The sequence below is a fragment of the Variovorax sp. GW821-FHT10D07 genome, from assembly GCF_059415325.1.
Window position 1 is genome coordinate 105,776 of sequence record NZ_JBWKMZ010000001.1, and the last position, 17,373, is coordinate 123,148.

Annotated in this window: 20 protein-coding genes; 12 read left to right on the forward strand and 8 right to left on the reverse strand. The window is 67.6% G+C overall.

Features of this window, described 5'->3' with window-relative positions:
• The first annotated feature begins 6 nt into the window (after positions 1-6).
• Together AC07PU_RS00460 and AC07PU_RS00465 are read left to right on the forward strand one after the other, a co-directional pair.
• The gene (locus AC07PU_RS00460; RefSeq protein ID WP_495314292.1) at positions 7-876 is read left to right on the forward strand and encodes an SDR family oxidoreductase; all 870 of its coding nucleotides are present in this window, start codon (positions 7-9) and stop codon (positions 874-876) included.
• Between the two features lie 77 nt (positions 877-953).
• Complete coding sequence (locus AC07PU_RS00465; RefSeq protein ID WP_495314294.1) at positions 954-1,724, forward strand: enoyl-CoA hydratase/isomerase family protein; 771 nt, start codon at positions 954-956, stop codon at positions 1,722-1,724.
• 20 nt (positions 1,725-1,744) lie between these two features.
• Here AC07PU_RS00465 and AC07PU_RS00470 read toward each other — a convergent pair whose 3' ends face one another.
• Positions 1,745-2,509 carry a helix-turn-helix domain-containing protein gene (locus AC07PU_RS00470; protein ID WP_495314296.1) on the reverse strand — a complete coding sequence of 255 codons (765 nt, stop codon included), beginning with the start codon at positions 2,507-2,509 and terminating at the stop codon, positions 1,745-1,747.
• 98 nt (positions 2,510-2,607) lie between these two features.
• Here AC07PU_RS00470 and AC07PU_RS00475 point away from each other — a divergent pair, with 98 nt between their 5' ends.
• The gene (locus AC07PU_RS00475; protein ID WP_495314298.1) at positions 2,608-3,453 is read left to right on the forward strand and encodes an NAD-dependent epimerase/dehydratase family protein; all 846 of its coding nucleotides are present in this window, start codon (positions 2,608-2,610) and stop codon (positions 3,451-3,453) included.
• Between the two features lie 116 nt (positions 3,454-3,569).
• Here the strand turns inward: AC07PU_RS00475 and AC07PU_RS00480 are convergent, their stop codons facing one another.
• The 3 genes from AC07PU_RS00480 to megL form a co-directional block, all read right to left on the reverse strand.
• On the reverse strand, positions 3,570-3,875 hold the full coding sequence (locus AC07PU_RS00480) for a DUF1330 domain-containing protein (RefSeq protein WP_495314300.1): 306 nt from the start codon (positions 3,873-3,875) through the stop codon (positions 3,570-3,572).
• Positions 3,876-4,057: 182 nt separating this feature from the next.
• On the reverse strand, positions 4,058-4,306 hold the full coding sequence (locus tag AC07PU_RS00485; RefSeq protein WP_495314302.1) for a hypothetical protein: 249 nt from the start codon (positions 4,304-4,306) through the stop codon (positions 4,058-4,060).
• A 16-nt stretch (positions 4,307-4,322) separates the two neighbouring features.
• A complete protein-coding gene (gene megL, locus AC07PU_RS00490; protein WP_495314304.1) occupies positions 4,323-5,519 on the reverse strand; it encodes a methionine gamma-lyase in 1,197 nt (398 codons plus the stop codon).
• Positions 5,520-5,658: 139 nt separating this feature from the next.
• Here megL and AC07PU_RS00495 point away from each other — a divergent pair, with 139 nt between their 5' ends.
• On the forward strand, positions 5,659-6,114 hold the full coding sequence (locus AC07PU_RS00495) for an Lrp/AsnC family transcriptional regulator (RefSeq protein ID WP_490875397.1): 456 nt from the start codon (positions 5,659-5,661) through the stop codon (positions 6,112-6,114).
• Between the two features lie 42 nt (positions 6,115-6,156).
• On the opposite strand, the gene AC07PU_RS00500 is transcribed toward AC07PU_RS00495, so the two are convergent.
• Both AC07PU_RS00500 and AC07PU_RS00505 read right to left on the reverse strand, forming a co-directional pair.
• The gene (locus AC07PU_RS00500) at positions 6,157-6,984 is read right to left on the reverse strand and encodes a helix-turn-helix transcriptional regulator (protein WP_495314307.1); all 828 of its coding nucleotides are present in this window, start codon (positions 6,982-6,984) and stop codon (positions 6,157-6,159) included.
• Between the two features lie 75 nt (positions 6,985-7,059).
• A complete protein-coding gene (locus AC07PU_RS00505) occupies positions 7,060-9,207 on the reverse strand; it encodes a PQQ-dependent dehydrogenase, methanol/ethanol family (RefSeq protein ID WP_495314309.1) in 2,148 nt (715 codons plus the stop codon).
• 227 nt (positions 9,208-9,434) lie between these two features.
• Between AC07PU_RS00505 and AC07PU_RS00510 the strand changes: the two genes are divergently transcribed.
• The 5 genes from AC07PU_RS00510 to AC07PU_RS00530 all read left to right on the forward strand — a co-directional run bounded on the left by AC07PU_RS00510 (position 9,435) and on the right by AC07PU_RS00530 (position 13,062).
• The gene (locus tag AC07PU_RS00510; RefSeq protein WP_296786593.1) at positions 9,435-10,880 is read left to right on the forward strand and encodes an aldehyde dehydrogenase family protein; all 1,446 of its coding nucleotides are present in this window, start codon (positions 9,435-9,437) and stop codon (positions 10,878-10,880) included.
• Positions 10,881-11,088: 208 nt separating this feature from the next.
• The gene (locus AC07PU_RS00515) at positions 11,089-11,379 is read left to right on the forward strand and encodes a proteophosphoglycan ppg4 (RefSeq protein ID WP_208507530.1); all 291 of its coding nucleotides are present in this window, start codon (positions 11,089-11,091) and stop codon (positions 11,377-11,379) included.
• A 17-nt stretch (positions 11,380-11,396) separates the two neighbouring features.
• Positions 11,397-12,071, forward strand: a complete 675-nt coding sequence (locus tag AC07PU_RS00520) for a L,D-transpeptidase (protein WP_093346575.1) — start codon at positions 11,397-11,399, stop codon at positions 12,069-12,071.
• 86 nt (positions 12,072-12,157) lie between these two features.
• A complete protein-coding gene (locus tag AC07PU_RS00525; protein WP_093347260.1) occupies positions 12,158-12,658 on the forward strand; it encodes a helix-turn-helix transcriptional regulator in 501 nt (166 codons plus the stop codon).
• Positions 12,655-13,062 carry a VOC family protein gene (locus AC07PU_RS00530; protein ID WP_057589938.1) on the forward strand — a complete coding sequence of 136 codons (408 nt, stop codon included), beginning with the start codon at positions 12,655-12,657 and terminating at the stop codon, positions 13,060-13,062. Before AC07PU_RS00525 ends, AC07PU_RS00530 begins: the two co-directional genes overlap by 4 nt.
• Positions 13,063-13,071: 9 nt before the next feature.
• Here AC07PU_RS00530 and AC07PU_RS00535 read toward each other — a convergent pair whose 3' ends face one another.
• Positions 13,072-13,428: a hypothetical protein gene (locus AC07PU_RS00535; protein ID WP_296786582.1), complete on the reverse strand. Its 357-nt coding sequence runs from the start codon at positions 13,426-13,428 to the stop codon at positions 13,072-13,074.
• 127 nt (positions 13,429-13,555) lie between these two features.
• Complete coding sequence (locus AC07PU_RS00540; RefSeq protein WP_495314314.1) at positions 13,556-14,698, reverse strand: type 1 periplasmic-binding domain-containing protein; 1,143 nt, start codon at positions 14,696-14,698, stop codon at positions 13,556-13,558.
• A 163-nt stretch (positions 14,699-14,861) separates the two neighbouring features.
• Here AC07PU_RS00540 and AC07PU_RS00545 point away from each other — a divergent pair, with 163 nt between their 5' ends.
• The 3 genes from AC07PU_RS00545 (at position 14,862) to AC07PU_RS00555 (ending at position 17,206) form a co-directional block, all read left to right on the forward strand.
• The gene (locus tag AC07PU_RS00545; protein WP_495314316.1) at positions 14,862-15,575 is read left to right on the forward strand and encodes a TonB family protein; all 714 of its coding nucleotides are present in this window, start codon (positions 14,862-14,864) and stop codon (positions 15,573-15,575) included.
• 2 nt (positions 15,576-15,577) lie between these two features.
• A complete protein-coding gene (locus AC07PU_RS00550) occupies positions 15,578-16,102 on the forward strand; it encodes an RNA polymerase sigma factor (protein WP_495314318.1) in 525 nt (174 codons plus the stop codon).
• Positions 16,103-16,207: 105 nt separating this feature from the next.
• The gene (locus tag AC07PU_RS00555; protein ID WP_495314320.1) at positions 16,208-17,206 is read left to right on the forward strand and encodes a FecR family protein; all 999 of its coding nucleotides are present in this window, start codon (positions 16,208-16,210) and stop codon (positions 17,204-17,206) included.
• Positions 17,207-17,373: the final 167 nt, after the last annotated feature.

Consider the following 17,373-nt stretch of genomic DNA (forward strand, 5'->3'; position numbering starts at 1 on the left):
TTTGCCATGTTTGGTTCTTTGGCCCTCCGAGGGCGACGTATTCTCATCACCGGGGGCGGGTCCGGGCTGGGGCTGGCCATGGCCGAATGTTTTGCCAGCCAGGGCGCTGCCTTGGTGATCTGCGGACGCAATCTCGATCGGTTGAACACCGCCCGTGACCAACTGGCCACCCGCTTTGGCGTCGACGTGCAAAGCGTGTCCTGCGACATTCGTGATCCACAGGCAGTGGAGCACATGTTCGAGCAGACATGGCAGGGCGGAGCGATCGATGTGTTGGTCAACAATGCTGCCGCATCGTTTGTCGCCAGGACGGATCGGCTCAGCGCCCGTGCCGCCGATGCAATCCTTGCCCCTACCATGCACGGCGGCCTGTACTGCACGCTGCAAGCAGGAAGGCGGTGGATCGATGCCGGGCGCCCTGGGGTGGTGTTGAGCATCCTGTCCACTTCCACCCGCACGGGTCGAGCCTTCACGGTTCCCTCAGCCATGGCGAAGTCCGCCATGCTGGCAATGACCCGCAGCCTTGCGGTGGAGTGGGGACCGCATGGGATCCGATGCCTGGCGATCGCACCGGGTCCATTCCCCACCGAAGGCTCGCGACGCGGCTTGGACCCCACCGCGACTCGGCTGGCCGCCGAAGGTCGGCTCGGTAATCCTCTCGGCCGTCATGGCAAGCCTGAAGAGCTGGCGACGCTGGCAGCATTCCTGGTAAGCGACAACGCCGCTTACATCAACGGCGAGATGATCGCCATCGATGGCGGTCAGCACCTTCGCACCTCTGGCGCCGAGGATCTTCTCCAATGGACCCCGTCCGATTGGGAGCGTGTCGAGTCCGGAAGGCGACGTGGAGACGAGGCGACCAGAAGTGCTGGGTAGAAATGAGGGTGATGCCCTCGGGTAGCTTGCGGCCTCGCTCACGTCCAGCATCGAACCAGAGAAATCTTGGAGAAGTAATGTCATCCTCAGCCGAAATTCAGATCGTCCGTCATGGGGCGGTCGCACAAATAGTTCTCTCTCGTCCTCCTCACAATCATGTCAACGGAGAGGTGATGGGCAGGCTGGCCCGCTCGCTTTTCGAACTGGACGGCGATCCTGAGTGCAGGGCCGTTGTACTTTCGTCGGGCGTGTCCGCCTTCTGCGCGGGCGCAGATTTTGGTGCTACGGCGGCGGAAGGCAGGGATAGAGACCCGTCCGATTTCTACGCTGAGGCGCTCAAGATCTACCAGACTCGAAAGCCTCTCGTGGCTGCCGTTGCAGGCGCGGCAGTGGGAGCAGGTCTTGGACTGGCGCTGGCCGCCGATTTCAGGGTTACATGCGAAGCGGCTCGATTCAGCGCGAACTTCAATCTGCTCGGATTTCACCCCGGATTCGGACTGAGCGTGACCCTTCCTCGGCTGATCGGGCACCAACAGGCAGCACGCTTGTTCTATACCGGCTGCCGCATCGGCGGGAAAGAAGCGTTGGAGATTGGACTTGCAGATTCGCTGGTGGCCAACGACGAGGTCGTGGCTTGTGCACTCGCCCTGGCACAGGAGATCGCAGGCTCCGCTCCTTTGGCTGTAATCAGCACAAGGGAGACTCTGAGACAGGGCCTCTATGAGGAAATCGTTCGAGCCAATCAGCGTGAGCTATTGATTCAACGAACTCAGTTCGGGACTGCCGATTTTCGCGAGGGGGTCGCTGCCATGGCAGAACGTCGAAAACCTGTCTTCATGGGTCGCTGAAACTGAACTTTTGGCCGCAATCAGAACTCATCGCAAATCTCGCGAAGGAAGTCGCTTGGCGTTCTTCCTGCGATCTCGCGGAAGTCTCCGATCAGATGCGCCTGGTCATAGTAGCCAGCTGCGGCGGCGATGTTCGCCCAAGTCTCGCCAGGCTCCGTTCTGGCGCTCCGCACCGCGCGTTGGAACCGCGCGATTCTCTCGAACCGCTTGGGACTCATCCCGACTGCACGGCCAAAAAGGCGTCGCAAATGCCGTTCGCTGAACCCCAGATCACTAGCGACCGTGCGCACGCTCGCGCAGGACAATCGTCGGGCCGCCTCGGCAACGATGGCCCCGCAGGTGTCGTCTGCAACGTTCGCATCGGCACGTTCAGCGATGGCGCGGTGCAAAAGCGCCGCAGCCTGTGCGACATCGGCGGCATTCGCCAGTCGCTCGCGTAGCGCGAGCGTCGTTTCCTCGCCCCACAAGGATTCCAACGGGGCAATGCGTCCCGTCAACTCCGAGCCAGAGACACCGAAAACCTTGACCGGGGAATCGAGGCTGCAACTTGCCATCAACGACCGATGCACGCCACGTACGAGCTTGCGGCGCACGGTCTGCTGCGCGCCGAGAACGTGGATGTCGACGCCATCACGCGCGACCGGCCCGAATCGCACGACGATCTGCAGTTCCGCACGTGGAATGGCGACCCTTGGCCGGTCCTCGTCGAACTCGTGCGCGAACCAGGCGGTCAGGGGTGATTCGGCCGGAGCGAGATGGTGCACCAATGGGGCGGCAACTTGCATCTGTCGATTGTGCCCGCCTTGGCAAGACCCGCGCAGCCTTGACCCCGCATGTCCGTTTTTTCCAATGCGCCAGCCGAGTCGCGGCCTACATTCATTCCATGAAAATACTTTTGACTGGAGCGACCGGAAAGGTCGGAAGCCGTCTTGCTCGACGCCTGGCGGAACGTGACCATGAGGTCCATGCCCTCGTGCGAGACCCGTCTCGAGCCACCGACCTGACATCCACGCGGATAAGGCTCGTGACGGGCGATCTGCTCAACCCCGACTCGCTTGCCGCGGCCATGCGCGAGGTTGAGGCAATCGTCCATTGCGCTGCGTTCTTCCGCGGCGCCACACCAGAGCAGGCCCACGCCACTAACGACACGGGTACCCGGCACCTCGCGGATGCGGCGCGGGCCGCCGGGGTTGGGCGCTTCGTCTTCACGAGCACCGGGCTGGTATACGGATCCACCGACGCACGCCTCGTCGACGAGGATGCGCCTTGCAGGGCAACGGCTGCGTACCCGGTCAGCAAGCTCGCAGCCGAGCGATTCTTGCTGGGGCTGGAGGACCTGAACGTGCATATCCTGCGTCTTCCGTTCGTCTATGGCGAAGGCGATCCGCATATCGCCGAGATCGTGCCCTACATGCGCCACTATCCGCCGACGCAGCGCATGTCGGTTGGCCATCATGCCGATGTCGCACAAGCGGTGTGGCGGGTACTGGAGACGCCGTCCCCAGCCAGCCGTATCTACAACGTGACGGACGACGAAGCCCCCGAACTTGCCGAACTGTTTGACGCCGTCGGCCAGCCCGCGCCCGATGGGTCGGACCCCGAGCATGCCGCGGCGTTCAACGCGCTGCTGGACGGACGTCGGATTCGGCGCGAACTGGGTTTCTCGCCTCTGTACCCACGCTTCGCAGATTCTTTGGCCGCCGGCGCCGACGGTACGCGCATTTGTTGAGAAAGAGGCCTACGGGCCGCTTCTGGCGGCGAGTTGAAGCCGTGAGAACCGCGATATCGATGAACGCTACGGCACCCGGTCTACGAGCGCAGACCCAGGCATCCATTGCCGATGAATCAAATAACGGCTCGTTCCGGTCCCTCGATCAACATCATCGAACTGCTGTGCTCTGCCCGATGCCGGATCTGGACCACCTCCTGGTAGTCGGGAGATGAATACCAGGCCCTCGCTTCGTCGAACGAAGGAAACTCGATCACCACGAGCCGACTGTCCTGCAGCTCGCCTTCCAGTGCGAGCTTGCGCCCGTTGCGGGCAAGATACTTGCCACCGAATGCTGCAACGGTTGCAGGTGCGAGTGCTATGTACTCGTTGTACAGCGTTTGGTTTGCGACGTGAATTTGGGCGACGATGTATGCTTTCATTGGACCTCTGGATGCCTGGAAAAATGATTTTTTCTGATATGCAATCGATCTGATCGACGCAGCTTCCTGGAAGAACTATCGACGATCGTCTCTTCTCAATTGGCGTTGATAGAAGTGACGTGTCTCGAGATCGATCCGGAATCTGCGGATTCAATTGAAATAATAGAATCCAATTCATCTGATCAGAAATAGAATTTCGGCATCCCTCGATCACGGACCCCAATGAGCGATACAGGATGGGTCTGAAGCAGCGCCGCGCATGCCTGATGCGATCGGGTGCCGTGAGCGTCGACCCTGAGCGTCAGCCCACGCAGGCCGATCGCGCTGTCGAGCGCGTTGCGGCGTCGCGGGCGGTCGAGCACCACGGTCGTCACGGCGTCGTCGTGGTGCCAGCGCAGCGGGTCGGTCTGATCGTTTGCCGAAGAGGACATGGACTTGGCCTCCGTTTCAGCGCGTCGCCGATTCCAGGGCCTGCCGCAGGTCGGTCAGCAGGTCGGCTTCGTCCTCCAGGCCCACGGAAAGACGCACCAGCCCGTCGCCGATGAGATGCCGGCGGCGCTCTTCCTCGGTGTAGGGCGAATGGGTCATGCTGGCGGGATGCTGGGCCAGGCTCTCCGCGTCGCCGAGGCTCACCGCTCGCGTCACGAGCTGGAGCGCGTCGATGAAGCGCTTTCCGGCCTCCACGCCGCCGTGCAGGTCGAACGCGATCATGCCGCCCGGTTGTGTCATCTGGCGTCGGGCCAGTGCATGCTGGGGATGGGACGCAAGACCGGGGTAGTGGACGACCGCCACCTGCGGACATGCCTCGAGGAACTCGGCGATTCGCTGTGCGCTGCGGCAGTGGCGATCCATGCGCACGGGCAAGGTCTTCAGGCCGCGCAACACCAGGAACGCGTCCATCGGCGACATGCAGGCACCCGTGAGTTCCTTGATGCCGACGAAGCGCATCCGCGCCATCAGTTCGCTGCCGCCGACGAGCGCCCCGGCGATCACATCGCCGTGGCCGTTGATGTACTTGGTGAGCGAATGCACGACGACGTCGGCGCCGAGGGCCAGCGGCCGTTGCAGGTACGGCGTGCAGTAGGTGCTGTCGACCGCGACCAGCGCGGTGCTGTGGGCATGCACGACGGCGCTCACGGCTTCGATGTCCACCAGCCGCATGTTCGGATTGGCGGGCGTCTCGAACAGCACGAGCCTGGTCCGCGCATTCAGCTGCTCACGCAGCGCGTCGGGTCGAGTGAAGTCCACGGCCCGGGTCACGATGCCGAACTCGGGCAGAAGGTGGTTGGCCAAGGCATGCGTGCAGCCATAAAGCGTGAGGTCGACCAGAAGTTCATCTCCTGGCCGCAGCAAGGTCCAGATCAAGGTACAGATGGCGCCCATTCCGGAACCGAAGGCCAGGGCCGCTTCACCGCCTTCGAGCGCGGCAAGCCGCTCCTCGAGCACCTGGACGGTCGGATTGGTGACGCGCGAATAGATCATCCCGGCCTCCTCCCCGGCGAACCGGGCCGATCCCTGGGCGGCGTTCTCGAACGCATAGGTGGACGACCAGTAGATCGGTGGATTGAGAGCGCCCTGATGGGTCATCGGCGCATATCCGGCGTGGATGGCTTGCGTGGAGAAGGAGCGGGAAGCGGTGTCCATGGGCGAGAACTCGTTGAAGAGGGATGAATTCGATGCCTGGAAGTCTGGCTTCTTCGTCGGGTAATGTGCTTCTAAAAATTACCCAAATCCTCTGCTTCTGGGTAAGAATCTTTCGATTCTTTATCGACCCCCGTGTGAAATGGACAAACGCGACACCCTGATCCTGCGCGCCTTGCAGGACGATGGCCGGATCACCAATGCAGCGCTTGCCAAGCAGCTGCACATCGCGGAGGCGCCGACCTGGCGACGCGTCAAGGCGTTGGAGGAAACGGGTTGCATCAGCGGCTACAGCGCCGTGCTGAATCAGCAGGCCCTGGGCTACGCGGTCACCGCATTCGTGCAGATCCGCTTTTCGAGCCATGACCCGAAGCTTCAGCTCGCGTTCGAGGAGCAGGTGCTGTTGATGCCGGAGGTCGTGTGGTGCCACAACGTGTCGGGCAGCACCGATTTCCTGCTCTGCGTGGTCGCCCGCAGCCTTCAGGACTATGGCGAGTTCGTGAGCACCCGGTTGCGCTTGCTTCCGGGCGTCACTTCCATCGAATCGTCCTTCTCTCTCAAGGCCGTGAAGGCCGGATACAAGCTGCCCGTCGAGTGAGCGTCCGGGGGAGGCCGGGAGGGTATCGCGCGTGAGGGCCGCTCAGTGAGACCGCGTCCCCGACATCAAATTCACCAACCGCGCCGTAGAACTCACCCCCAGCTTGCTCCGCGCACTGCGCAACTGGTGATCCACGGTAGAGAACGACCGATTGAGCCGCCGCGCAATCTCCTTGTAGCTCAGCCCATCGACAGCCAGCCGAGCCACCGTGCGCTCAGCCGGCGTCAGGCTCTCAAGCAGATCGATCGCATCCCCGCCATGCACCGGCCGACCCACATCGCGCGCGCCACTGGCCATGCGCTGCGCCGTGCTCATCACCGGCCCCAGCACCACCGCCGCAATCTCCTCGAAGCGCGCCCAGCGCTCGTCGCGCGCCGGCTCGCAGGCATCCATCCAGTCGACGCACATCAGCCCCAGCGGCCGCGCGCGGTCCATGATCGGCGCGGCCATCTTCACGCGCGTGCCCATGCGCAGCAGTTCGGCGCGTGTGCTCTGGCCGAGCCGGCGCTCCTGCTCGACGTCGCGCAGCACCACCACGCCGTGCGCATGCCAGACGGTCTGCACGCCGCAGTCGGCGGCGTCGATCGCGAGGCCGATGACCGATGGCACGTCGCGGTCGCGGCGCAGGGCTTCGGCCTGGGGGCGGTAGCAGGCTTCGTCGGGGCGGCCGAAGCCGCAGTCGACGCGGTCGGCGTCGAAGGCCTCGCGCAGCCAGCCGGCGGCGAAGCGCCAGCAGTCGTCGGGTTCGTCGAGATGCAGCAGCAGGTGCGCGGCCAGGTCGCGCGCGGGCCGCCAGCGGAGGGCGCCGTGGCCATCCAGCAGGCTTCGGCGCAACTGGCGTTGCGCGGCCATCAGCTCTTCGTCGTTCATGCGCCCATCTCCGACTGCACATCCAAGTCGGCCGGATGATAGCCAGTCCGGGCAGGGCGTCGGCATGGGGTTTGCCTACTTGGCGGCCGGCCGCGTGGCCGCGATCTCCGCGCTGAGGTCGTGCGTGCGCTTGATGACGTACTGGTGCAGCAGCTGCATGTCCTCGGGCTTGAGCACGCCCGCGAAGCCCGGCATGCCGCGGTTGATGCGCGCGCCGCTCACGGTGGCCGCGAACAGCTCGTGCTGCTCGGGCTTCATGTAGCGCAGGTCGGGCACGACGCCGCCGCTGACGGCATTGAGGCCGTGGCAGGAGCCGCACAGGCCGTTGAACATGAGGCGGGCCTGCTTGATCTGCTCGGCCGAGGCGGTGAGCGGCGGCACGTCGGCGGCGCGCGGCAGCGCGGGCGCGAGTTTGGCGGGCGGCAGCTTCTGGCTGGCGCCGAGCTTGAAGGTCACGACGCGCGCCTCGGGCCGCACACGGGCGCTCAGCGAGATCGGGCCGGTGATGTGCGGGAAGGCGCCGCCCCAGCCGACCATGAAGCTCACGTACTGCTCGCCGTCGACCTCGTAGCTGATCGGGCCGGCCATGGCGCCGCTGTTGACGGGGCTCTGCCAGAGCTGCTTGCCGGTGTCGGCCGCATAGGCCACGGCGCGGCCGTCGGCCGTGCCCTGGAACACGAGGTTGCCCGCGGTGCTCAGGGTGCCGCCGTTCCAGGCGCTGGCGTAGTCGTGCGACCACGCGGCCTTCTGGCGCACCGGGTCCCAGGCCAGCAGGCGGCCCTTCCAGGCGCCGCGGATCTGGGCCTCGATCTTCGGGTCCTCGGGCAGCTCGGGCACCTCCAGGCCGAGGTTGACCACCGACTTGGTCGGCAGGAACAGCGGTTCCTTCTGCGCCTCGAGCTCGGCCATGGTCTCCTGCGCGGGCAGGTAGACGAGACCGGTCTTCGGGTTGAAGGACATCGGGTGCCAGTTGTGGCCGCCGAGGAAAGCCGGGATCACCAGCTTCTTCTGCTCGCCGGGCCCGTAGTTGCCGGCACCGGTCTCCACCGGCCGGCCGGTCTTCAGGTCGATGTGCGAGGCCCAGTTGACCGGCACGTAGTTCTTCGCCGAGATCAGCTTGCCGTCGGTGCGGTCGAGCACGTAGAAGAAGCCGTTCTTCGGCGCCTGCATCAGCACCTTGCGCAGCTTGCCGTCGATGCGCAGGTCGGCCAGCACGATGTGCTGGGTGGCGGTGTAGTCCCAGCGATCGGCGGGGGTGGTCTGGTAGTGCCAGACGTAGTCGCCGGTGTCGGGGTCGAGCGCGACGATCGAGGACAGGAACAGGTTGTCGCCCTTGCCCTCGCTGCGGAACTGGTAGTTCCACGGCGAGCCGTTGCCGGTGCCGATGTACAGCAGGTTGAGCTCGGGGTCGTAGGCCATGGAGTCCCAGGCCGTGCCGCCGCCGCCCCACTTGACCCAGCCGTTGCCCGACCAGGTCTTCATCGCCATGGCCATGGCCTTGTTCTCGGGCGGCTGGGCCGGGTCGCCTGGCACGGTGAAGAAGCGCCAGGCCTGCTGGCCGGTCTCGGCGTCGTAGGCGGTGACGTAGCCGCGCACGCCGAACTCGGCGCCGCCGTTGCCGATCAGCACCTTGCCCTTCACGATGCGCGGCGCGCCGGTGATGGTGTAGCTCTTGGTCTTGTCGAGCACGGTGTCGACCGACCAGACCTGCTCGCCGGTGCGCGCGTCGAGCGCGATCAGCCGGCCGTCGAAGGCGCCGACGTAGACCCGGCCCTTCCACACGGCCACGCCGCGGTTCACCACGTCGCAGCAGCCCTGGCTCAGCGACTCGGCGTTGACCTTGGGGTCGTGGCGCCACAGCAGCTTGCCGGTGCGCGCGTCGAGCGCGTAGACGATGCTCTCGGCGCCGGTGGTGTACATCACGCCGTCGACCACGATCGGCGTGGCCTCCACCCCGCGGTCGACGTCGAGCTTGTAGGTCCAGGCCATGCCGAGCTTGCCGACGTTGCGGTCGTTGATCTTCGCGAGCGGGCTGAAGCGCTGCTCGTCGTAGGTGCGGCCGTGGCTCATCCAGTTGCCTGGCTCGCGATCGGCCGCGGCGATGCGCGCGCCGTCCACGGCCTGGGCCGCGGCCGCGCCGGCGAGGGCGCAGCCGGCCAGCAGCAGCGCGAGGCGTGCAGGCGGGCGAAGGCCGGTGAGAGCGGGCGGAAGGCGGTGGGGCATCGTGACTCCTGGTTTCTTGTCGGTTGTTGTGAGGGGGCCGGGGTCGGCGAGGGCAGGGCAGCGGCCCTCGGGATTCTGGAAAGCGCCCGCGCGCCTGGCTATCGCGAGCTTTCGCGATAGGGTTTGCCGCAGGGGCGGCGCGCCGGGCCCCGGGGAAAGGCCCCGGGATTACCCCGTCGCGAATGTTCGCGATGCCACGAATGCGGCGGGCTCGCAGACTGCGCCCCATGAGCCTTCAAACCTACCCCAACACCGTCGACAACCGTCCGGTGACCTCGGAGCGCAGCTTCGAATCGAAGAACCCGGCCACCGGCGAAGCCATCGGCCTCGTGCCGCATTCCACGGCCGAGCAGGTCGAGCAGGCCGTGCGCGCGGCGCGCAAGGCGCAGCCGGCCTGGGCCGCGCGCCCCGACGCCGAGCGCCGCGCGCTGCTGATGAAGGTGGCCGAGGTGCTGCACGGCAATGCCGAGTACCTGGCCGGCTGGGTCACGCGCGAGCAGGGCAAGCCGCTGGGCGGCGTCGGCCCGACCGAGGTGCCGGGCGCGCGCTTCGAGCTGTTCGGCTGCGAGGCCTGGACCCAGGTGCCGGCCAGCCTCGAGATGCCGGTGGACGTGGTGTTCGAGGACGCCACGCGGCGCGACGAGATGCACCGCAAGCCCTTCGGCGTGATCGCGGCGATCGCGCCGTGGAACTGGCCGCTGTTGATCGCCATCTGGCAGATCGTGCCCTCGCTGCGCGCGGGCAACACGGTGGTCATCAAGCCCTCGGAGTACACCAGCATCGGCACGCTCGAGATGGTGCGGCTGATCGCCGAGGTGCTGCCGCCGGGCGTGCTCAACACCATCAGCGGCACCGGCGAGGTCGGCGGCTGGCTGGTCGAGAACCCCGACGTCGACAAGATCATGTTCACCGGCTCGAGTGCCACCGGCGCGAAGATCGCGGCCGCCGCGGCGCGCAACCTCACGCCCACCACCATCGAGCTCGGTGGCAACGACGCGGCCATCGTGCTGCCCGATGCCGACCCGAAGGCCATCGCCATGGACCTGTTCTGGGGCGCCTTCCTCAACATGGGCCAGACCTGCGCCTGCGCCAAGCGGCTGTACGTGCCCGATGCGCTGCACGACGCGGTGGTGGCCGAGCTCAAGGCGATCGCCGAGGCGATGCCGATGGGCGACGGCGCGCAGCCCGGCATCGCGATGGGCCCGATCCAGAACCGCATGCAGTTCGACAAGGTGCGCCGGCTGGTCGACGAGGCGCGCGCCGGCGGCGCGACCATCGTCTGCGGCGGCGAGCCGCGCGCGGGCGCCGGCAACTTCTATCCGCTCACGCTGGTCACCGACATCGCGGACGGCGCGAGCCTGGTCGACGAGGAGCAGTTCGGCCCGGTGCTGCCGGTGATCCGCTACCGCGACATCGACGACGCGATCGCGCAGGCCAACCGCGTCGACGTGGGCCTGGGCGCTTCGGTGTGGGGCACCGACATCGAGCAGGCGCGCGCCGTTGCGTCGCGCATCGAGGCCGGCACCGTGTGGATCAACCAGCACGGCGCGATCCATCCGATGGTGCCCTTCGGCGGCGTCAAGGGCTCGGGCTGGGGCCTGGAGTTCGGCATCGACGGGCTCAAGGCGGTCACGCAGCCGCAGGTCATCAGCCTCAAGAAGAAGCCGCAGTAGCCAACGCCACCGGATGGCATTTGCCGGCACGGGCCGGGCGTCGCGCACGCCCGGCCCGTGCCGTTTTGGGGTGTCGCGCTCCTACAGGAGGCCGCGCCGCGAACTGACCTGGCGATTTTTCGTGGGGCCTAAGTTGATCCATGTCGGGCATCCGGTCCGGCGGATCTCAACCTTCCGGCCTTGCCGGATTTCCCCAAGGAGCATTTCCATGAATCGCACGTCTCACCTGATCGCAGCCCTCGCACTCACCGCCGCCGGCGCCGCCTTCGCGCAGGGCAACCCGCCCACCACCGCGCCGCCGAACCCGGCCACCGCCGCCGGCCAGCAGAGCCCCGCGGGCGGCCCGATGGGCACGACCGGCACCACACCGCAGAACAACACCATGGCCGCCACCCCGGCACCGGCTCCGATGCGCGGCTCCGCGATGTCGCAGGACTCGGGCAGCAGCAACATGGCCGCTGCACAGCCGATGCGTCCGGCGCGCGCCGACCGCAACTGAGGCCGCGGGCTTCAGTGATGCACACAGGCATTCCGTATCCGCGGGCGGCGGCGGCAGCGCTGCTGCTCGCGAGCGCGGCGGCGTTCGCCGCCCCGCCCGCGATGCCCGCGGCCCCGCTGACGGCCGATGCCCAGCGCATCGCCCAGGCCGCGGTCGCGGCGCGCGACAACGCGGGCGGCGCCTTCGCGGTGGTCGACAAGAAGGCCGCGAGCGTCTTCGTCTTCGACGCGAAGGGCACGCTGCTAGGCTCATCGCCCGTGCTGCTGGGTCTCGCGCGCGGCGACGATTCGGTGCCGGGCATCGGCGAGCGCCCCATGGCCAAGATTCGCCCGCATGAACGCACCACGCCGGCCGGACGCTTCGCTTCCGAGCCGGGGCGCAACACGGGCGGCGAGGACATTGTCTGGGTCGACTACGACGCCGCGATCTCCATGCACCGCGTGCGCACCACCAACAAGGCCGACCGCCGGCTCGAGCGGCTGGCCTCGCCCACCATCGCCGACAACCGAATTTCCTACGGCTGCATCAACGTGCCCGCCGCCTTCTACGACGCCTACGTGAAGCCCGCGCTGGGGCAACGGCGCGGCGTGGTCTACGTGGTGCCCGAGTCTTCGCCGGTGGCCACGCGCTTCGATTTCCTGAATCCGGCGAAGGATGCGCGCGCGCCATCCGCTGCGCGGCCGGCGCTGTAGGCATCCGCGAAGATCCTCCGCACGCTCCTGCGACACAATGCCGCATGCCGACGCATGGCGGCATGCTCATCGAAGGAGACACACCCATGGCAAGTGCGGACGCCGCGCCGCCCGTTCAGGACCCCGCGCTGCTGCGCCGCCTGCTGCGCGCCAAGGACCGCATGGACGCTGCCTCGCACGAGGAATGGCCGGTCGAGCGGCTGGCGCAGGTCAGTGGCGTTTCCGAAGCCCACTTCGCGCGCTCGTTCAAGCAGGCCTTCGGCACCCCGCCGCATCGCTACCTGCTCACGCGCCGCATCGAACGCGCGAGCGCGCTGCTGCGCGAAACCGAACTCTCGATCACCGACATCGCCTTCGCCACCGGCTGGTCCAGCCTCGGCACCTTCGGGCGCACCTTCCGCGACATCACGGGCGGCAGCCCGGGCGAGGTGCGCACGCGCGGCAAGGGCGAGGCGCAGGCTTTCGGGCCCGTGCCCGCCTGCATCGTCAGCGCCTCGCAGCGGCCCCATCTCCAAACAGCAGTTTCGGAGAAGCGCCGCCAGGCCGCGGCCGGTACAAACGAGGCCGAACCACAGGAGATTCCATGAGCCAAGGTATTGAAACGGTCGGTCTGTATGTGCGCGATCAGGAGGAGGCCCTCGCCTTCTACGCGGGCAAGCTCGGCTTTCGCGTCCACACCGATGTCGGCAACGGCGACTACCGCTGGTTGACCGTGCAGCATCCCGAGCAGCCGGCGTTCCAGCTCGGCCTGTTCAAGCCCGGTCCGCCGGTGCATGACGCGGCCACGGCGCAGGCGCTGCAGGCGATCGTGGCCAAGGGCGCGATGCCGCCGCTGGTGCTGAGCGTCGACGACTGCCGCGCGAGCTACGAACGGCTGCGCGCCCAGGGCGTGGAGTTCACGCAGGAGCCGGTGGAGCGCTATGGCACCGTCGATGCCGGCTTCCGGGACCCGTCGGGCAACGGGTGGAAGATGATCCAGCGCGCCGGCTGAGATCGCGACTCAGCGCTTGACGAAGTAGTCCTTGGCACCCGTCGCGTCGAGCACGGCGTTGAGGGCGAAGGCCACCGCGAGCCCGCGGCCATCCACGGCCTGGGCGGGTGGCGGCAGGCCGTCTGTGGTCAGGAAGCTGCGTGTGCGCGTCTCCCAGCGGGCCGAGGGGTAGATCCCCTGGTTCGGGTCCGACGCCATCAGCGGCTTGGCCCCGACCCAGCTTCTCTTGATGTAGGACGACGAAGCGGCCTGCGACGCAGCGGCTTCGAGGAGCGGGTCGCTCGCGGACTGCGCGAGCGATTCCGCGAAGGCATGGCCGTGAGACAGCAAGACGGCGAGCACGCCGGTGGACAGCAGCAATTTCATTTTTTCTCTCCCTGTTCGATCGTGTCGGCACGGGGCCGACGGGCATGCGGCCCGGCGTCGCCGTGCCGCGCGCGCATCTTAGCGTCACGATCGACGGGCTCGCGCGCGCCCGCGTGCCCCGCGTTCTTCAGCCCACGAAGTTCCCGCTGCTGTTCAACAGGATCTGGCTGACCTGGCTGCTGGCGCGCGATCCGCCCGCGTAGTCGAAGCGCCAGCCGTCGAGGTCCACCGCGGCGCGGCGCTTGAACTGGGTCAGCAGCTTCGCGCGCCCGGGCTCGGTGCCCGCGCCGACGATGACGGCGCCCGCATAGCGGCCGCCGAGGTAGCCGGCAAAGCTGGTCGGCGAGGGGTCCTCGTCGAAGAAGCGCTGCAGCGCGTTGCGGTAGCTGCGCACGATCGCCACCTTGCTGGTGCGCGGATCGGGCACCACGCGCGTGAAGATGATCGGCACGCCCTTGCCGGGGCTCAGCTGCAGGAAGGTGTTGGTGTCGACGTCGGACAGGCACACCACGGTGCGCTGCACGCCCCGTTTGGCGAGCCCGCGCGTGAACAGGGCCAGCTCGATGGCATCGCCCGTGAACAGCAGGAAGTACGGCGTGCTGGCGGGCAGCTGGCCGCCGAAGGCTTCGAGGTCGCGGCCCTTGGGCGCCGTCAGCACCTGCGCCTCGAGCTTGAGGCGCTCGGCGATCTGCGCCATGCCCGGCTGCAGCGCCGTGGCATGAGCGGCGGTCGGGTACACGATGCCGATCTTGGCCACGCCCATGGTCGCGAGGTTCTTGAGCACGTGCCGGATCTGGTCCTCGCGCGATGCGAACAGGGCGAACAGGTTCGGGTTCGCATCGAAGCGCGAGTCGGCGAGCCAGGGCGCGACATGCGCGATCTCGAGGCGGCCGCTTTCCGCATGCGCGAGGCTCGCGAGCGCGAGGCGTTCTCCCACGGTGCCCACCAGCGCCACCTGTGCGCTGTCCTCGCCGATGGCCTTGAGCGCGGCCTGGGCGTCGGCGTCCGAGTCGCCGACCTCCACGGCCTTGAGCTGCACGTTGAGCCCCGTCGTGGCCTTGAGCTCCGCGAAGGCGAGCCGGAAGCCGGTTGCATAGTCGCGCGACAGCGCCTGCTGGCTCGGCGACGTGTCCATGAGCTGCGTGACCCGCACCGCCGGCTGTTCGGCGGCGCGGGAACCCTGGGCGAAGCTGGCGCCGACGGACGACGCGAAGGCCATGGCCGTCGCACCACGAAGGACTTGGCGGCGGCTGGGGCGATGCAGGCTCATGCGGCCATGCTAGGTGGAATTTATGACATGGGTTCTCGCCGCCGCGCTTGCATCGGCGGGCTCGCAGGCTGTCACGAAAGTGTCGTCTTGAGTCCTTAAGTTTCAGGCCCCGGGCGATTCGCGTCGCTCCTCCCTTCTGGAATCGACGGCTGCGCGACAGGAAATGGCAGGCTCCCCGCTATTGGGTCATGTGGTCGCGCTGGCACGAAGACTGATCTCGCTGTCTCTCATGGCCGGAGCGGGCGCCGCGCATGCGCAGCCGATCGAGTCCCCAACCACCGCGCCGGGATCGAGCGAGTCGCAGATCGAATTCAACATCCCGGCCCAGCCATTGCCCATCGCACTCGACCAGTTCGCCAACGCGGCGCGGCAGTCGGTGCTGTTCGACGACGAACTGGTGGATGGCCGCAGCTCAGCGGCCGTGCAGGGGCGCTACACGCCGCTGGCGGCGCTGCATGCGCTGCTCGCCGGAACCGGCCTGACGGCGGAGAACGTCGGGGGCCACCGGGACCGGATCGCGGCCTTCGTGCTGAAGACAGCTCCGGAGGTCGCGGTCCGCGATGTTCCCGCCGAACTGCATCGCCGCTACGACGGCTCGGTGCAGGCCGGGGTGTGGAAGGCCCTGTGCGCCGACCCGCGCACCGCCCCCAGCGACTACCGCGCGATGCTGCGCTTCCAGGTGGATGCCGCCGGCCTGGTGCGCCAAGCGCGTCTTCTCGCGTCGACCGGCAACCGGCAGCGCGACGCGGCCGTGATCTCGACGCTCTCGGCGCTGCGCGTCGAGCCGCCGCCGCCCGACCTCAGGCAGCCGCTGACGCTGATCGTGTTGCCGCTCGATGCCGTCGCGCAGGCGCGCGTCTGCCAGCCGGTGCCCTGACCATGGCCGAAGACGTCCTGCCGCTGTTGCGCAGCTTCCTGGTCCAGCGCTATGGCGACCTGAAGCGCCGGCTGCGCCGCACGGTGGGCAACGACGAGCTCGCCGACGATGCGCTGCACGACACCTGGTTGCGTTTGCAGCGCGGCGAGATCCAGGGGCCGATCGCCAATCCGCAGGCCTACGTGATGCGCATGGCGGTCAACTTCGCGCTCGAGGCGCGGCGCGGCCAGCAGCAGCTCCTGTCCCCCGAAGACGCGCAGGTGCTGCTCGACCTGGTGCCCGATGGCGCGGCCGGACCGGACCGGGTGGCCGAGGACCGCTCGCAGCTGCAGGCGCTTCACGAGATCCTCGAGAAGATGCCGGCGCGGCGGCGCGACATCCTGCTGCTGGTGCGCTGGGAGGGATGGTCGCAGCAGGACGTCGCCAAGCATCTGGGGGTGTCGCTGCGCACCGTCGAATACGAATTGAAAGCGGGCCAGGACTACTGCGCGACCCGCCTCGCGCAGCGAAACGGCAGGCCGGGATGAAGATGTCGAGAAGAAATAGTTCGGGGATTCGCCGCGCGAAATCCATCTTGAGAGAAGGCAGGCGTGCGACGGACCGCACGGGCAGCGCGAGGCGAAGGAGCTGAGATGCGCGACCTCTCCGATTCATCCGACAAGACCGATTTCCCCGAGCTGCTGCGCCAGGACGCGCATGCCTGGCTGGTGCTGCTGACCTCGGGCAAGGCGACGCAGGAGGACGCGCAGGCGTTCCAGCGCTGGCGCGCGCTCGGCCCGCGCCATCAGAAGGCCTTCGAGGAAGCGCGCGACCAGTGGCGCCTGCTGAAGCCCGCCTTCGGCAAGCTGCTGGGCACGCGCGCGGAACTCGCGCGCCACCACCAGCGGCTGCTGCAGCGGTCGTCGCTCGGTCGTCGCGTCTTCCTGGGCGCGGCCGTGAGTGCCGCGGCGGTCGCGGGCGTGGCCGTGGTGCATCCGCCGCTGGGGCTCTGGACGCCGCTGGACGAGTGGAACGCGGACTACCGCACCGCGGCCGGCGAACAGCGCTCGGTGGCGCTGACGAGCCAGGTCGACGTGACGATGAACACCCGCACCAGCGTGCGCCAGGTCGCCGCGGAGGGCCGGACCGTCGGCCTGATCCTGCTGTCCGGCGAAGCGGCGGTCGACGTGCGCGCCGCCGAGCGCGCCTTCGGCGTGGTCGCGGGCAAGGGGCGCAGTCTCTGCGAGGGTGGGAAGTTCGAGGTGCGCTTTCTCGATGGCAAGGCCTGCGTGACCTGCATCGAAGGGCAGGTGCGCGTCGAGCACCCGGCGGGCAGTCTCTCGCTGCGTGTGGGGCAGCAGGCGAGCTACGACGATGCGTCGATCGGCGCGCCGGTCGCGGTCGATCCGGCCGATGCGGCGGCCTGGCGCCGGGGCGAGCTGGTGTTCAAGCGCAGCCCGCTGTCCGCGGTGATCGACGAGATCAACCGCTACCGGCCCGGGCGCGTCGTGCTGATGGCGCCATCGCTGCGCCACAAGACCCTCAGCGCCCGCCTGCAGTTCAAGGCGCTCGATGCGGCGCTGCTGCAGATCCAGCGCTCGTTCGACCTGAGCGCGCGGTCGTTGCCGGGCGGTGTGCTGATCCTGAGCTGAGGGTGGATTCGATGACCGCGTCATGACAGCGGTCGTCGGCCCGGGAGAAAAAAATTCTTCGGGGTTTCGCGCGGTGCCAGCCATCTAGAAGGGACGGGCCTTGCATCGGCGGCTTCCTGCCGCAGCGGTGTGGGGTTCTCTCCAGAAATGGCGGGCCGCGCGAGGGG

What these genes read in the sequence shown, in the direction of transcription:
- AC07PU_RS00460 (WP_495314292.1), top strand. Translation starts at nt 7, where the DNA reads ATGTTTGGTTCTTTGGCCCTCCGAGGGCGACGTATTCTCATCACCGGG.
- AC07PU_RS00465 (WP_495314294.1), top strand. Translation starts at nt 954, where the DNA reads ATGTCATCCTCAGCCGAAATTCAGATCGTCCGTCATGGGGCGGTCGCA.
- AC07PU_RS00470 (WP_495314296.1), bottom strand. Translation starts at nt 2,509, where the DNA reads ATGCAAGTTGCCGCCCCATTGGTGCACCATCTCGCTCCGGCCGAATCA.
- AC07PU_RS00475 (WP_495314298.1), top strand. Translation starts at nt 2,608, where the DNA reads ATGAAAATACTTTTGACTGGAGCGACCGGAAAGGTCGGAAGCCGTCTT.
- AC07PU_RS00480 (WP_495314300.1), bottom strand. Translation starts at nt 3,875, where the DNA reads ATGAAAGCATACATCGTCGCCCAAATTCACGTCGCAAACCAAACGCTG.
- AC07PU_RS00485 (WP_495314302.1), bottom strand. Translation starts at nt 4,306, where the DNA reads ATGTCCTCTTCGGCAAACGATCAGACCGACCCGCTGCGCTGGCACCAC.
- megL (WP_495314304.1), bottom strand. Translation starts at nt 5,519, where the DNA reads ATGGACACCGCTTCCCGCTCCTTCTCCACGCAAGCCATCCACGCCGGA.
- AC07PU_RS00495 (WP_490875397.1), top strand. Translation starts at nt 5,659, where the DNA reads ATGGACAAACGCGACACCCTGATCCTGCGCGCCTTGCAGGACGATGGC.
- AC07PU_RS00500 (WP_495314307.1), bottom strand. Translation starts at nt 6,984, where the DNA reads ATGAACGACGAAGAGCTGATGGCCGCGCAACGCCAGTTGCGCCGAAGC.
- AC07PU_RS00505 (WP_495314309.1), bottom strand. Translation starts at nt 9,207, where the DNA reads ATGCCCCACCGCCTTCCGCCCGCTCTCACCGGCCTTCGCCCGCCTGCA.
- AC07PU_RS00510 (WP_296786593.1), top strand. Translation starts at nt 9,435, where the DNA reads ATGAGCCTTCAAACCTACCCCAACACCGTCGACAACCGTCCGGTGACC.
- AC07PU_RS00515 (WP_208507530.1), top strand. Translation starts at nt 11,089, where the DNA reads ATGAATCGCACGTCTCACCTGATCGCAGCCCTCGCACTCACCGCCGCC.
- AC07PU_RS00520 (WP_093346575.1), top strand. Translation starts at nt 11,397, where the DNA reads ATGCACACAGGCATTCCGTATCCGCGGGCGGCGGCGGCAGCGCTGCTG.
- AC07PU_RS00525 (WP_093347260.1), top strand. Translation starts at nt 12,158, where the DNA reads ATGGCAAGTGCGGACGCCGCGCCGCCCGTTCAGGACCCCGCGCTGCTG.
- AC07PU_RS00530 (WP_057589938.1), top strand. Translation starts at nt 12,655, where the DNA reads ATGAGCCAAGGTATTGAAACGGTCGGTCTGTATGTGCGCGATCAGGAG.
- AC07PU_RS00535 (WP_296786582.1), bottom strand. Translation starts at nt 13,428, where the DNA reads ATGAAATTGCTGCTGTCCACCGGCGTGCTCGCCGTCTTGCTGTCTCAC.
- AC07PU_RS00540 (WP_495314314.1), bottom strand. Translation starts at nt 14,698, where the DNA reads ATGAGCCTGCATCGCCCCAGCCGCCGCCAAGTCCTTCGTGGTGCGACG.
- AC07PU_RS00545 (WP_495314316.1), top strand. Translation starts at nt 14,862, where the DNA reads ATGGCAGGCTCCCCGCTATTGGGTCATGTGGTCGCGCTGGCACGAAGA.
- AC07PU_RS00550 (WP_495314318.1), top strand. Translation starts at nt 15,578, where the DNA reads ATGGCCGAAGACGTCCTGCCGCTGTTGCGCAGCTTCCTGGTCCAGCGC.
- AC07PU_RS00555 (WP_495314320.1), top strand. Translation starts at nt 16,208, where the DNA reads ATGCGCGACCTCTCCGATTCATCCGACAAGACCGATTTCCCCGAGCTG.